16 protein-coding genes are annotated in these 13,221 nt (G+C 68.6%); 10 read left to right on the top strand and 6 right to left on the bottom strand.

All coding sequences use genetic code 11. From position 1 onward, the window contains the following. Positions 1–111 precede the first annotated feature (111 nt). Complete coding sequence (locus PGN12_11635; GenBank protein MEH3104547.1) at positions 112–834, top strand: choice-of-anchor E domain-containing protein; 723 nt, start codon at positions 112–114, stop codon at positions 832–834. Between the two features lie 4 nt (positions 835–838). Here PGN12_11635 and PGN12_11630 read toward each other — a convergent pair whose 3' ends face one another. Further along, on the bottom strand, positions 839–2,095 hold the full coding sequence (locus PGN12_11630) for a Xaa-Pro peptidase family protein (protein MEH3104546.1): 1,257 nt from the start codon (positions 2,093–2,095) through the stop codon (positions 839–841). 72 nt (positions 2,096–2,167) lie between these two features. On the opposite strand from PGN12_11630, the gene PGN12_11625 reads away from it, so the two are divergent. Then, a complete protein-coding gene (locus PGN12_11625) occupies positions 2,168–3,490 on the top strand; it encodes a dicarboxylate/amino acid:cation symporter (protein ID MEH3104545.1) in 1,323 nt (440 codons plus the stop codon). A 311-nt stretch (positions 3,491–3,801) separates the two neighbouring features. Here PGN12_11625 and PGN12_11620 read toward each other — a convergent pair whose 3' ends face one another. After that, positions 3,802–5,310 (bottom strand): YifB family Mg chelatase-like AAA ATPase, encoded by a 1,509-nt coding sequence (locus PGN12_11620; protein MEH3104544.1) that lies wholly within the window; start codon positions 5,308–5,310, stop codon positions 3,802–3,804. Positions 5,311–5,408: 98 nt separating this feature from the next. Here PGN12_11620 and PGN12_11615 point away from each other — a divergent pair, with 98 nt between their 5' ends. The 6 genes from PGN12_11615 (at position 5,409) to yihA (ending at position 8,885) form a co-directional block, all read left to right on the top strand. Further along, a complete protein-coding gene (locus tag PGN12_11615; protein MEH3104543.1) occupies positions 5,409–5,684 on the top strand; it encodes a hypothetical protein in 276 nt (91 codons plus the stop codon). A gap of 87 nt (positions 5,685–5,771) precedes the next feature. Then, positions 5,772–5,906: a 50S ribosomal protein L34 gene (gene rpmH / locus PGN12_11610; protein ID MEH3104542.1), complete on the top strand. Its 135-nt coding sequence runs from the start codon at positions 5,772–5,774 to the stop codon at positions 5,904–5,906. A gap of 47 nt (positions 5,907–5,953) precedes the next feature. Next, positions 5,954–6,307 (top strand): ribonuclease P protein component, encoded by a 354-nt coding sequence (gene rnpA, locus PGN12_11605; GenBank protein MEH3104541.1) that lies wholly within the window; start codon positions 5,954–5,956, stop codon positions 6,305–6,307. After that, positions 6,304–6,516 carry a membrane protein insertion efficiency factor YidD gene (gene yidD / locus PGN12_11600; protein MEH3104540.1) on the top strand — a complete coding sequence of 71 codons (213 nt, stop codon included), beginning with the start codon at positions 6,304–6,306 and terminating at the stop codon, positions 6,514–6,516. Before rnpA ends, yidD begins: the two co-directional genes overlap by 4 nt. A gap of 18 nt (positions 6,517–6,534) precedes the next feature. Continuing rightward, positions 6,535–8,238: a membrane protein insertase YidC gene (gene yidC, locus PGN12_11595; GenBank protein ID MEH3104539.1), complete on the top strand. Its 1,704-nt coding sequence runs from the start codon at positions 6,535–6,537 to the stop codon at positions 8,236–8,238. Beyond that, the gene (gene yihA, locus PGN12_11590; GenBank protein MEH3104538.1) at positions 8,235–8,885 is read left to right on the top strand and encodes a ribosome biogenesis GTP-binding protein YihA/YsxC; all 651 of its coding nucleotides are present in this window, start codon (positions 8,235–8,237) and stop codon (positions 8,883–8,885) included. Before yidC ends, yihA begins: the two co-directional genes overlap by 4 nt. Positions 8,886–9,000: 115 nt before the next feature. On the opposite strand, the gene PGN12_11585 is transcribed toward yihA, so the two are convergent. After that, positions 9,001–9,168 (bottom strand): hypothetical protein, encoded by a 168-nt coding sequence (locus PGN12_11585; protein ID MEH3104537.1) that lies wholly within the window; start codon positions 9,166–9,168, stop codon positions 9,001–9,003. A 148-nt stretch (positions 9,169–9,316) separates the two neighbouring features. Between PGN12_11585 and PGN12_11580 the strand changes: the two genes are divergently transcribed. Further along, positions 9,317–9,979 (top strand): glutathione S-transferase family protein, encoded by a 663-nt coding sequence (locus tag PGN12_11580; GenBank protein ID MEH3104536.1) that lies wholly within the window; start codon positions 9,317–9,319, stop codon positions 9,977–9,979. A 4-nt stretch (positions 9,980–9,983) separates the two neighbouring features. Here the strand turns inward: PGN12_11580 and PGN12_11575 are convergent, their stop codons facing one another. Then, on the bottom strand, positions 9,984–10,415 hold the full coding sequence (locus PGN12_11575; protein ID MEH3104535.1) for a cupin domain-containing protein: 432 nt from the start codon (positions 10,413–10,415) through the stop codon (positions 9,984–9,986). Between the two features lie 5 nt (positions 10,416–10,420). Here PGN12_11575 and dapE point away from each other — a divergent pair, with 5 nt between their 5' ends. Further along, positions 10,421–11,563 (top strand): succinyl-diaminopimelate desuccinylase, encoded by a 1,143-nt coding sequence (dapE, locus tag PGN12_11570; GenBank protein MEH3104534.1) that lies wholly within the window; start codon positions 10,421–10,423, stop codon positions 11,561–11,563. On the opposite strand, the gene PGN12_11565 is transcribed toward dapE, so the two are convergent. Both PGN12_11565 and PGN12_11560 read right to left on the bottom strand, forming a co-directional pair. Continuing rightward, positions 11,546–12,079, bottom strand: a complete 534-nt coding sequence (locus PGN12_11565; protein ID MEH3104533.1) for a Smr/MutS family protein — start codon at positions 12,077–12,079, stop codon at positions 11,546–11,548. The genes dapE and PGN12_11565 overlap by 18 nt on opposite strands. Beyond that, on the bottom strand, positions 12,054–13,127 hold the full coding sequence (locus PGN12_11560; GenBank protein MEH3104532.1) for a murein transglycosylase A: 1,074 nt from the start codon (positions 13,125–13,127) through the stop codon (positions 12,054–12,056). The genes PGN12_11565 and PGN12_11560 overlap by 26 nt, the downstream gene beginning before the upstream one ends. Between the last annotated feature and the right edge of the window lie 94 nt (positions 13,128–13,221).

The raw sequence follows: 13,221 nt of genomic DNA, 5'->3' as shown, positions 1-13,221 counted from the left end.
CGCGAAGGCCGCGCTGCCTAGAGCCTCGCGACGGCTGCCGACACGAGATGCGTAGTTGCCTGAATTAACCATGTATGCAAAGCCCGCCGGCGAAGATTCGGGGGAAGATCAATGAAGTTTGTGCTGGCGCTGGCCGCGATCGCCACGGTGTCGACCGTGTCTGTCGCCGATGCGGCAACGATCGTGCAGACGGATTCGGAACAGGGCGCGCTGACCGGCTTTAAGGGTTTCGATACCCGGCTCGGCACGCTCGACAGCGTGACGCTGGCGGTCGATCTGGCGAAATGGCGCGGATGGCGAGTCACCGCCCCGGCCGGCGAAACGACCGCCAATCTGTCGTGGACGATCGACGGACGGTGGCAGCTCCGCTCGGCCAATACCGCGCTACCGCAGCCGTTCGTCGCGCTGACCGGGGCGGGCACCAGCGTCGTCTCGCTCGACCGGCGCAGCGGGCAGACCAATTTCGGCTTCTTCGAGGTCCTCGCGACCGGCTCGGCCAGTTTCTCGCTCGACCCCAGTCAATTCCTCAATCGCGACGTGCTCTTCAATGGCTATGATTACGGGCAGACGATCGGATCGGGCGACACCCTCTTCAGCGGCGTGCCGGTCGGCGGCACGGTGACCCAGCTTCAGGGCGGGTGCATCGTCGTCAACGGCACCCCGCTCTCGCCGGGTGAGGATTTCTGCGGCAGCGCGAATTACAAGCTGACCTACACCTATACGGCGGCGTCGGCGGCGGTGCCCGAGCCGGCGAGCTGGGCGTTGATGATCGCGGGGTTTGCGACCACCGGCGCGGCGCTGCGGCGTCGCCGTCGGGTCGCAGCGGTGGCCTGACGCTTTAGACCGGACGGTCGAGCGAGGCCGGCGGGGTGCTGAACCACGCCGGCCCGCCCGGCGTCATGTAGAAGCAATCCTCCAGCCGCACCCCGAACTTGCCCGGCAGGTACAGGCCGGGCTCGTCCGAGAAACACATGCCGGCCGCCAGCCGCGTCGTCTCGCCATGAACGAGGTTGACGGGTTCGTGGCCGTCCATGCCGATCCCGTGCCCCGTGCGATGCGACAATCCGGGCAGGCGGTAGCCCGGGCCATAGCCAAGCGCCTCGTACGAGCGGCGTACCGCATCGTCGATCGCGCCCGCCGCCACGCCGATCCGTGCGGTGCGGAATGCCAGCGCCTGTCCGGCCTTCACCTGATCCCAGACCTTCCGCTGCTCGATGGTCGCGCGACCGTGGACCCAGGTACGCGAGACGTCGGATTGATAGCCCTGCACGGTGCAGCCGCAATCCATCAACACGACCTGCCCGTCGGCGACGCGCGTCACCTCGCGGCTGCCGTGAGGGAGTGCGGCGGCGGGGCCGATCAGCGCCAGCGCGAATTCGGGATCGCCGCCCAGCTTCCGCGTCGCGGCGTTCATGAGCGCGCCGATCTGCGCGCCGGTCATCCCCGCCTCGACGCGCGGATAGGTCCAGCGATAGGCGGCGATCGTCACGTCGGTCGCGCGTTGCATCAGCGCGATCTCGGCCGGCGTCTTGATCATCCGGCAGCCGCGCACGACCGAGTTGGCGCTGACCAACCTTGCGTCAGGCAGTGCCCGCGCCAGACCATCGAAGGCGAAGAAGCGCGCGCTTTCCTCGATCCCGATCGTGCGCCCGGCCAGCTTGTGATCGCGCAGGAAGCCGGCGACGACCTTGAGCGGATCCTCATCCTCCTGCCACACGCGAACCTCGGCCGGGACGGCAAGCGTCTGACGAACCGAGGGTTCCTCGAAGAACGGCGTGACGATGCACGGCTCCCCCTCGACCGGGATCACCGCCGCGGTCAGCCGCTCGCTACGGTGCCAGACGACCCCGGTGAAATAAATGAGGCTCGACCCGGGCTCGATCAGCACCGCGCCGATGCCGCTGGCGCGCATCAGCGCCTGCGCACGCGCCAGCCGCGCCTGTCGTTCCGCCAGACCGATCGGCACCACGTCCGCGGTCATGTCGGTCAGCCCGGCGAGATCGGGCTCGGCGGCGCGGACCACCGACGCGGCGAGCAGCGCGGCACCGCCGCCCAGAAGGGCGCGGCGCGATGGGCGGAAGGTCGAGGAGAACATGGTTGCGAACGATACGGTGCTTGACCGCGCGACCGCAATCCCCTTCCCTGTACGCACATACGGGAGCGATGAATGGCCAAGCGGCTGACCCTTTATATTCTTGGCGGGCTGGTGCTCGGGCTGATCGTCGGGCTGGTGCTCAACACCTGGCTGGACGACGGCAGCGCGGCGGCACAGGCCCGGACGACCGAGATCGCCGGCTATTTCTCGATCCTGACCAGCATCTTCCTGCGTCTCATCAAGATGATCATCGCGCCGCTCGTCTTCGCGACGTTGGTCTCTGGGATCGCGCAAATGGGCGACACCGCCGCGCTCGGCCGGATCGGCGCGCGGAGCCTCGCGTGGTTCATCTCCGCCAGCCTGTTGTCGCTGACGCTGGGGCTGGTGATGGTCAACCTGCTCCAGCCCGGCGTCGGAATCGGGCTGGCGCTGCCACCCGCCGGCCAGTCGAGCGGGCTGGAGACCGCCGCATTCAACCTCAAGGACTTCTTCACGCATATCGTCCCCGCCTCGATGGTCGATGCGATGGCGAAGAACGAGATCTTGCAGATCGTCGTAATGTCCGTCTTCGTTGGGGTCGCGATCACTGCGGTCGGCGAGAAGGCGGCGCCGCTGGTCAAAGCGATCGACGCGCTGGTGCACGTCATGTTGCAGGTCACCGATTACGTGATGCGCGTCGCGCCGGTTGCGGTCTTCGCGGCGGTGGCGGGGACGCTGACCGAGCGCGGCCCGGCGGTGATTGGACAGCTCGCCTATTTCATGGGCAGCTTCTATTTGACGCTGCTGGTGCTGTGGGCGGTGCTGCTCGGGATCGGCTTCCTGTTCATCGGCGCGCGGATCCGCGAGCTGATCCGCTACGTCCGCGAGCCGTTGCTGGTCGCCTTTTCGACCGCCTCGTCGGAGGCGGCGTACCCGCGGATGCTGGAAGCGCTCGACCGGTTCGGAGTGCCACCGCGCATCGCCAGCTTCGTGCTACCGCTCGGCTATTCGTTCAACCTCGACGGGTCGATGATCTACATGACCTTCGCGTCGATCTTCATCGCACAGGCCTATGGCATCGACATGTCGCTGGGGCAGATGGTGACGATGCTGCTGGTGCTGATGGTCACGTCCAAGGGGATCGCGGGGGTGCCGCGCGCGAGCCTGGTGGTGATCGCGGCGACCTTGCCGATGTTCAACCTGCCCGAGGCGGGGTTGCTGCTGGTGCTGGCGATCGACCATTTCCTCGACATGGGCCGCACCGCGACCAACGTGATCGGCAATGCGGTGGCGAGCGCGGTCATCGCGAAATGGGAGGGCGGGCTCGACCCGCGCGAATCGCCGGTGATCGCCGGGGCCGCGGCGCCGTCGGGAGACGGGCCGGCGCGCGAGGTGGAGAGTTTTCGGGAGGTATGAGGGTTTGGTCGCTTACTCGCGACCGCCCCGTCATTCCCGCGCAGGCGGGAATCCAGAACCTCTGACGTTCAGCTTCTATCGACGGACCTGCGCGTCTGGATTTCCGCCTTCGCGAGACCTCTGCGAAAGTGCGGGCCACATCCGTCGTAAGCCGTTCCCCGGCGGAGGCCGGGTTCCGGTGGGAAGGTGTTTCAATTAGTTACAAGCCTCCCCCAACTAGGCCCCGGCCTTCGCCGGGGAACGGAAAGCGGGTTTCGCAGAGGTCTCGCCTTCGCGCGAATGACGGCAATGGTTTTGCGGCAATCAGCGAGTCAATTCCGTGGTGGTTGCCGCCGGTAGCTCAGCGCCTCAGCGATATGGATGCGACCGACCGAGTCGGACCCGGCGAGATCGGCGATGGTGCGTGAGACGCGCAGGATGCGGGTGTAGCCCCGCGCCGACAGCTTCATTGCCACCGCCGCCTGCGCCAGCAGCTCGCGGCCTGTGGCGTCGGGTGAGGCGAAGCGTTCGAGGCTGTCCCCATCGAGTTCGGCGTTCGTCCGCATCCCGCTGTCCGCCAGCCGCGCCGTCTGGATCGCGCGCGCCGCCGCTACACGGGCCGCGACCTCTGCCGAGCCTTCGGCGGGCGGCGGAAGGGTGAGGTCGACCGCGCTCACCGCCGCGACGTCGACGTGCAGGTCGATCCGGTCGAGCAGCGGGCCGGAAACCTTTGCCTGATAGTCCGCCGCGCATTTGGGGGCGCGGGCGCAGGCCAGCGACGCATCGCCGAGGTGCCCGCAGCGGCAGGGGTTCATCGCCGCGATCAGCTGCACCTGCGCCGGATAGGTGACGTGCGCATTGGCGCGTGCGACGCTGACGATCCCGCTCTCCAGCGGCTGGCGGAGCGAATCGAGCACGGCGCGCTGAAATTCGGGGAGTTCGTCGAGAAACAGCACCCCGTGATGCGCAAGGCTCACCTCGCCCGGTTTCACCTTCAACCCGCCGCCGGTCAGCGCCGCCATGCTCGCCGAATGATGCGGTGCGCGGAACGGCCGCGTGCGGGTCAGCATGCCGCCGGGCAAGATGCCGGCGACCGACTGTACCATCGACACCTCCAGTGCCTCGGCTGGGTCGAGCGGGGGCAGGATGCCGGGCAGGCACGCGGCCATCAGCGACTTGCCCGCGCCCGGCGGGCCGACGAACAGCAAATTGTGCGCGCCGGCCGCGGCGATCTCCAGCGCTCGCTTGGCGACCTCCTGTCCCTTCACCTGCCGCAGATCGGGGCCGGCGCGCGCCTCCTGCACGTCGCCGGGCTTCGGCAACGCGAGCAGGCCATGGCCCTTCAGATGATTGAGCAGCGCGAGCAGATCGGGCGCGGCGACCACCTCGATGCTGCCGCTCCACGCCGCCTCGCTGCCCTGCGCGGCGGGGCAGATCAGCCCCCTGCCCGTCTCCGCAGCGTGGAGCGCTGCGAGGAGCACGCCGGGCGACGGCGCGAGCCGCCCGTCGAGCCCCAATTCGCCGACGATCACATAGTCCGCCAGCGCCTCGGCATCGACCACGCCCATCGCCGCGAGCAGGCCGAGCGCGATCGGCAGGTCGAAGTGCGAGCCTTCCTTGGGCAGATCGGCGGGCGAGAGGTTCACCGCGATCCGCTTCGGCGGCAGCGACAAACCCATTGCCGCGATCGCGCCACGCACCCGCTCGCGGCTTTCGCCGACCGCCTTGTCGGCCAGCCCGACGACGTTGAACGCGGGCAGGCCCGGGATCAACTGGACCTGTACCTCGACGCTGCGCGCCTCCAGCCCCAGATAGGCTACCGTCGATACGATCGCGACCATTCTCACCCCAGCCAAGCGCGCGCCATCGCCGCCTCGCGACGGCGTGAGAGGGGTGAGAGTGACTTGCAACTGCAATACACCTGCGCCACATCACCGACATGACCCGCCGCCATCCGGCCCTGCGATATGCGCAATTGCTGCTCGGCGGGCTGTTGCTGTTACTCGCGGCGGTGATTGCGCCGCTGCCCGGCCCCGGCGGCGTGTTCCCGATGGCGGCGGGGCTGGTGCTGATCCTGCGCAACTCGCCACGGGCGCGCAGCTGGTTCGCGCGCGCCAAGCGACGCTGGCCACGAGTCGGCGGGATGGTGGATGTCGCGCTGCGACGGCGCAGCGCATTGCGGCGTCGCGCGCGCGATCGTGCCGCGGCGCGTTGACTTTGGCAGCAGCCTCCCCTAACGGCGTCCTTCTTTCGGGCCGTCCGCGTGGGCGGCCCTTCGACATTCGATTTCGGGACATGAACGATGAAGCGGACCTTTCAGCCGAGCAATCTGGTGCGCGCCCGCCGTCACGGCTTCCGCGCGCGGATGGCCACGGTCGGCGGCCGAGCGGTGATCCGGGCGCGTCGCGCACGCGGTCGCAAGAAGCTGTCGGCGTAAGCACGACGGATACCTGCCCCTCCGCGGCTTCGGCCGCGGTCGGGCGGATGACCAGACGGCCAGACTATCTGGCCGCGAACGCCGGGCGTCGGGTGCCGATGCCCGGCTTCGTGCTTCTGGTGCACCCGCGTGGCGACGATGACCCGGCGATGCGGATCGGCATCACGGTCACCAAGAAGGTCGGCAACGCAGTCGTGCGCAATCGCATCAAGCGACGATTTCGCGCGCTGGCGCGCGAGATCCTGCCCGACCATGGCTGGCCCGGTGCCGATCACGTGCTGATCGGGCGCGAGGCGGCGCTCACCTCCGATTTCGCGGAATTACGCGCGCATTTGGCCAAGGCGCTGGCGAAGAGCCGCAGCGTCGCGCCGGGCGGCAACCGGTCACGGCCGAAACGGTGATCGCACGCGTGCTGATCCTGCTCGCACGCGGGTGGCAGCTGGGGCCGTCGGTCCTGCTGCCGCCGTCGTGCCGGTTTCAGCCGTCATGTTCAGCCTATGCAATCGAGGCGCTTCGCCGCTATGGCGCGGGCAAAGGTAGTTGGCTGGCAATACGCCGGATTGCGCGGTGCCATCCCTGGGGCGGGCACGGCCATGATCCGGTGCCATAAGGAAAGCGTGGGACGCTGGTGAAGGACGAGAGCAAGAACTTCGTGCTGTTCGCGGTGATCGCGGCGCTGATCCTGTTCGGATGGCCGCTGATCCAGAGCCGCGTCTTCCCGACGGCGAACCCGCCCGCGACCAAGATGGTCGATGGCAAGAACAAGCCGCTGCCCAACCCCGCCGCGGACCCGACCGCCGATTCGCCCGCCGCGATCCGTGATCGCGCCGTCGTGCTGGCGGAGAGCCCGCGCGTGCGGATCGACACGCCCGCGTTGAAGGGCTCGATCAACCTGAAGGGCGCGCGGATCGATGATCTGGTGCTGACCCGCTACAAGGAATCGCTCGCCAAGGACTCGCCGCCGATCCGGCTGTTCTCGCCCGCCGGGACGCAGGACGCTTACTTCGCCGGCTTCGGCTGGCGCGCCGACAGACTGACCCCGCCCGCCGCCGACGCGGTGTGGAGCGCCTCGGCACCGGTGCTGACCCCGGGCAAGCCGGTGACGCTGACCGCCAGCAACCCGCAGGGGCAGCGCTTCGCGATCGAGATCGCGGTCGACAACGACTATCTGTTCACCGTCAAGCAGACCGTCGCCAATGGCGGCGGTGCGGCGGTGCCGGTGGCGGCCTATGGCCTCGTCAGCCGGGTCGGCGTGTCGAAGGACCCGGACAGCTGGACGATCCACACCGGGCCGATGTCGGTCAACAACGGCGCGGCGCATTACAATCCGAACTTCAAGGACGTCGACAAGGAGCCGACCCGCTTCACGACGACCGGCGGCTGGCTGGGCTTCACCGACAAATATTGGCTGGCGGCGCTCGTCCCCGATCAGGGGCGGGCGTTCGACGGGCAGTTCCGCGCCGGGGCTAACAGCGCCTATCAGGCGGACTTCACCACCGCGCCGCAGCTGCTGCCGCCCGGCCGTCAACTGACGCAGACCGCCAAGCTGTTCGCGGGCGCCAAGGAAGTGAAGCTGCTCGACCGCTACACCGATACCGGTGCGGTGACGAAGCTCGACTATGCGATCGACTGGGGCTGGTTCCGGTTGGTCGAGAAGCCGATCTTCTATTATCTCGACTGGCTGTTCCGCATCGTCGGCAATTTCGGCGTGGCGATCATCATCCTGACGCTGACGATCCGTTTGCTGGTCTTCCCGATCGCGCAGCGCCAGTTCGCGAGCATGGCGGCGATGCGCGCGCTCCAGCCGAAGATGAAGGCGATCCAGGAGCGCTTCAAGGACGACAAGCAGCGCCAGCAGCAGGAGATCATGGCGCTCTACAAGGCGGAGAAGGTCAATCCGCTCGCCGGCTGCGTCCCGTCGCTCATCCAGATTCCGATCTTCTACGCGCTCTACAAGGCGCTGATGCTGACGATCGAGATGCGTCACCAACCGTTCGCGCTGTGGATCAAGGATCTGTCCGCGCCCGATCCCGCGACGATCCTCAACCTGTTCGGCTATATTCCGATCGCGCTGCCGCACTTCCTCGCGATCGGCGTGGTGCCGGTGCTGCTGGGCATTTCGATGTTCTTCCAGTTCCGCCTCAACCCGACGCAGATGGACCCGGCGCAGCAACAGGTGTTCGCGATCCTGCCGTGGGTGCTCATGTTCGTGATGGCGCCGTTTGCGGTCGGGCTGCAGATCTACTGGATCACCACCAACTGCATTTCGATCCTGCAGCAGAAGTGGCTCTACAGCCGCCATCCGCAGCTGAAGAACGCGCCGGCCAAGTGAGCGACATCAATCCCAGCTTCGACGAGGAGGCGATTGAGACGGCCCGCAAGCGCTTCGCCGGACCGATCGAATTCCTGAAGTCGGCGCCTGCGCTCACCTTCCTGCCCGCCGACGAGGTGCCGGAGGTGGCGTTCGCAGGGCGGTCGAACGTCGGCAAGTCGTCGCTGCTCAACGCACTGACCGGGCGCAAGGCGCTCGCGCGCACCTCGGTGACGCCGGGGCGGACGCAGGAGCTGAACTTCTTCGACGTCGGCGATCCGCTGGCGTTCCGGCTGGTCGACATGCCCGGCTATGGGTTCGCGAAGGCGCCCAAGGATATCGTCAAGAAGTGGCGCTTCCTGGTGAACGATTATCTGCGCGGGCGGCAGGTGCTGAAGCGCGCGCTGGTGCTGATCGACAGCCGGCACGGGATCAAGGACGTCGATCGCGAGATCCTCGAGATGCTCGACCGCGCGGCGGTCAGCTATCGGCTGGTGATGACCAAGGCGGACAAGGTGAAGGCCAGCGATCTGGCGGTGACGGTCGCCGCGACCGAGGCCGAGGCACGCAAGCGGGCGGCGGCGCATCCGGAGATCATCGTTACCTCCAGCGAGGGCGGCATGGGGATCGCGGAACTGCGTGCGGCGGTGGTCGAGGCGATCGGCTGAGTCTTACCCCGCTGTCCTCCCGGACTTGATGCGGGATCCCGCTAGCGCAGAGGCGGCGGCGAAGAAGCGAGGCCCCGGATCAAGTCCGGGGCGACGCTGAGTTGGCGGCGAGTTCCTACCAGATCGTCGCGCGGCGGGCCGTGCGGGCGGCTTCGATCTGCTGGCGGAGCAGTTCCGAGCGGCTCGGGGCCGGCGCATCGGCCGCGAACACGAAGGTCGGCGCCTGGACGAACGCTGGCGTCGAGGCGCTCAGGGCGGCGTCGGTCGGGGGAATGCTGGCCATGGCAATGCTCCTTCGGTGACGATCCTTCTCTTCTGTCCGGGATAGGCGCACATTCCTGCCAACCGGTGGACGAGCCCGGTTAACGTGCCGCTCGCCAAAATTCCGCGCAGCGTTGCCCTCGCCGTGATTGCCGCCTACGCCGAGTGCCATGAAGCTCATCATCGGTAACAAGGCCTATTCCTCCTGGTCGCTGCGTGGCTGGCTCGCGTGCCGGCAGTCCGGCCTTCCGTTCGAGGAAGTGGTCGTGCCGCTCTATGACGACGAATGGGATCGCCGCCGCGAGGGTGACGAGTTCGCGCCCTCGTCGGGCAAGGTGCCGATCCTGTGGGATGGCGAGGCGGTGGTGTGGGACAGCCTGGCGATCGTCGACTATCTCGCCGACAAGGTCGGGCGCGATCTGTTCTGGCCGGCCGACGAGGCGGCGCGCGCGATGGCGCGGTCGATGGCGGCCGAAATGCACTCCAGCTTCGCCGCGCTGCGCCGCAAGCACACGATGAACATCCGTCAGGTCTATCAACCCGTACCGCCCGACGACGATGTGCGCGCCGACCTGACGCGGATTTTCGAGCTATGGGCGCAGGCCCGCGCACGGTTCGGCAGCGGGGGCGACTTTCTGTTCGGCGCATTCGGTGCCGCCGACATCATGTTCGCGCCGGTCTGCACCCGGATCGTCACCTATTCGCTCCCCACCCCGCGCTTCGCCGCCGCCTATGTGCTGGCGGTGCTCCAGCATCCGTTCATGCAGGACTGGATCGCGGGCGCGCAGGAAGAAGAATGGGTGATCGAGAAGTTCGAGCAGCCCGTCGCCTGATATGTCAGTCGCGTGCGTAGCCGGCGTCGGGCGACCAGCGCATGGCGATATCGGGATAATGGACCGTCGACCGTTCGGGCAAACTGACCGCGAACAGCACGCATGGTGCATCGCCGTCGTTGCGCAGGTGGTGCGCGTTGGCGTCACCCTTGCGGAATACCGCCACGTCGCCGGGGTGCAGGACGGTCGCGCCAGAATCGTCGACCAGCGTCGCGGTGCCGGCGAGCACGACGAGGATCTCGTCCTCGCCCTCATGCCAGTGCCGCTGCGACGACCAGCCGCCCGGCGGGACCGTCACATGCGTCGCGACGAAATCCGTGAGTCCGGCCGCCGCCGCCAGATCGCGCACCAGCCGGCCAGACGCCGCGGCGGCGAACGGCGGCGGATAATCGCTGCCGGTGGCAGGCGGTATGGCGTCGACGTCCAGCTTCGGCATCGGGAGTGCTCCTTGTGATCGATGTCGTTCACCTCGCCAGTCTATTGATCGGGGCGGAGAGCGTCACCCCCGCGCGCGGCCCGGTGTTCGACGTGCTGGAGACGGCGCTGGCGCCGCTCGGCTTCGCGGTCGAGCGGCGGATCAGCGGCGATGCGCCCGATGGCCCGGTCGAGAACCTGCTCGCCACGCGCGGTACGCGGGGAGCGCACCTCGCCTTTGCCGGGCATGTCGATGTCGTGCCGCCCGGCGAAGGGTGGAGTGCCGATGCCTTCACGCCGCAGCAGCGCGACGGCCTGCTGGTCGGGCGCGGTGCGGTCGACATGAAGGGCGCGGTCGCCGCGTTCATCGCCGCCGCGGCGCGCGTCCCGGCCGATGCGGGGCGGTTGACGCTCATCATCACCGGCGACGAAGAAGGTCCGGCGACGTTCGGGACCGTGTCGCTGATCGAGCGGATGCGCGAGCGCGCGCTGCTACCCGACCTGTGCCTCGCCGGCGAGCCGACCTCGGTCGCCGCACTTGGCGACATGGTCAAGATCGGGCGGCGCGGCTCGGTGAATATCTGGATCGAGGTGCCGGGGCGGCAGGGGCATGTCGCCTATCCGCACCTTGCCGACAATCCGATCCCGCGGCTGGTCGCGATCCTCGCCGAGCTGGACGCCCTCGTGCTCGATCAGGGCAGCGACTGGTTCCAGCCGTCCAACCTCGAGATTACCGATGTTTCGGTCGGCAACCCGGCGACGAACGTGATCCCGTCGCGCGCCACCGCGCGGATCAGCATCCGCTTCAACGATCTCCAGAGCGGACAGGCACTTGCCGAGCGCGTTGCGGCGATCGTCCATGCCCATGCGCCGGAGGCGATCGTCACGCCGCGCATCTCCGGCGAGGCGTTCCTGACCGAGCCGGGGCAGCTCTCCGCGTTGGTGTCCGCGGCCGTGCTGGAGGTGACCGGGCGGACGCCGGAGCTGTCGACCACCGGCGGCACCTCGGACGCGCGGTTCCTGCGGGCGCTGTGTCCGGTGGTGGAGTTCGGGCTGCTCAATGCGACGATGCACAAGGCCGACGAGGCGGTGTCGATCGAAGACCTGCACCAGCTGACCGACATCTACACGCACATCATCCAGCGCGCCTTTTCAGCGCCGACGGCGTAGCACCACGTACAAGGCCCCCGCCCCGCCGTGGCGCGGATGCGCGTTGCGGACGGCGGCGATCGCACCGGAGAAGGCCGAAAGCCGCAGCCAGTCGGGGATCGCGGCGCGGATCGCCCCGCGGGCATGCGGGCGCTGGCTCTCGGGGCGCGGCGGCTTGCCGGTGACGAGCAGGATGACGCGGTCGCCGTGCATCAACGCCTGACCCAGCCCCATCTCGAGCGCGGCATGGGCGCTCGCCAGCGTATGGCCGTGCAGGTCGATCGTGCGATCGGGCGCGACCACACCGCTCGCGAGCCGACGATCCCAGCCGCCATCGAGCGTGTGACCCGGCTCGCGGCGCGGGTGCGAGGGCGGCGGGGTCGGAACGCCGGAGACCTGCATCGCCTTCATGGGCGCGGGAAGCGGGAGCCGCTCCGGCGCGGGTGCGGCGACCTTCCGGCCCGGCATTGCGCGCACGGTCGCGCGCACCCGCGCCCACAGCGCCTCTTCGTCAGGGCCGAGGCGTCGTGCCGCCACTCGCCGCCTGCCCTGCCCGCCAGCGCGCATAGCTGCCACGCGGCAACAGCACGAACGCCGTGCCGCGCGCGCTCATCCCGCCGGCGATCGCGCGCGCTTCTTCACCCGCGCCCCAGAAGGTGTCGAAGCGGTTGCTGCCCTTGATCGCGCCGCCGGTGTCCTGCGCGATCCAGATGCCGTTGGCATCGGTACGGTCCATCGACAGCAGCACCGGCGCGCCGAGCGGTACGAACTTCGGATCGGCCGCGACGGTCGCGCCGCCGTTGACCGGAAGGCCGAGCGCCCCCTGCGGCGCGCCGGTCAGTTCGCGGAAGAAGACGTAGCTCTTGTTCTCGCGCATGATCGCGCGACCTTCGTCGGGATGCGCGTGCAGCCAGGCGACGATGCCCTGCATCGACGACTGGCCGGGGCCGAGCAGCCCGCGGCTTTTCATCAGCGCGCCGATCCCGGTGTAGTCGCGGCCGTTCTGCGTGTCATAGCCGATGCGGAGCACGCCGCCTTCGTCGAGCCGGATGAAGCCCGAGCCCTGCACCTGCAGGAAGAACAGCTCGACCGCATCCGCGGCATAGCCGAGAATCGGCGCGCGGCCGTTCAGCGCGCCTTCCTCGATCGCAGTCCGGTCGAAATACGGCACCAGCGCCTGGCCCTGCACGCGCCCGCGGATCTTCTTGCCCGCCCAGGTCGGGGAGAACGCGCCGAGATCGACCTCAATCAGGTCGGTGGGACGTCCGTAGATCGGCACATAGCCGGCACGCGGGCGGCGCGATCCGGCGATCTCGGGAATGTAATAGCCGGTGGCGAAGGCGCGCCCGTCGCCGACCTGCACGGCTTCGAACCAGCGCTGGAAGAACGCCGCGGCACGGGCCGGATCGGTGCGCACCGCTTCGGTACAGGCGGCCTGCCAGTCGGTTGCGATCGTCAGCCCGGACGTATCGGTGCGGCGCACGAGACTGGGGCATGAGATGCGGAACGCGTCGAGCGCTGCGGCGGCCTGCGCCGCGTCGAGCGGCACGGTCGCCAAATCGATCGCGGGCGTGAGTCCGGCCATCGCCGCACTCGTTGCGCCGGGCACGACCGCGGTCGCGATGGCGGGAAGCGGGACCGACGCTATTGGCTGGCGCACCGCCAGTGGTCGCGACGGG

The organism is Sphingomonas phyllosphaerae (genome assembly GCA_036946405.1).
In the GTDB taxonomy this organism is placed as follows: Bacteria; Pseudomonadota; Alphaproteobacteria; order Sphingomonadales; family Sphingomonadaceae; genus Sphingomonas; species Sphingomonas phyllosphaerae_D.
This window is presented reverse-complemented; position numbering and strand designations above follow the sequence as displayed.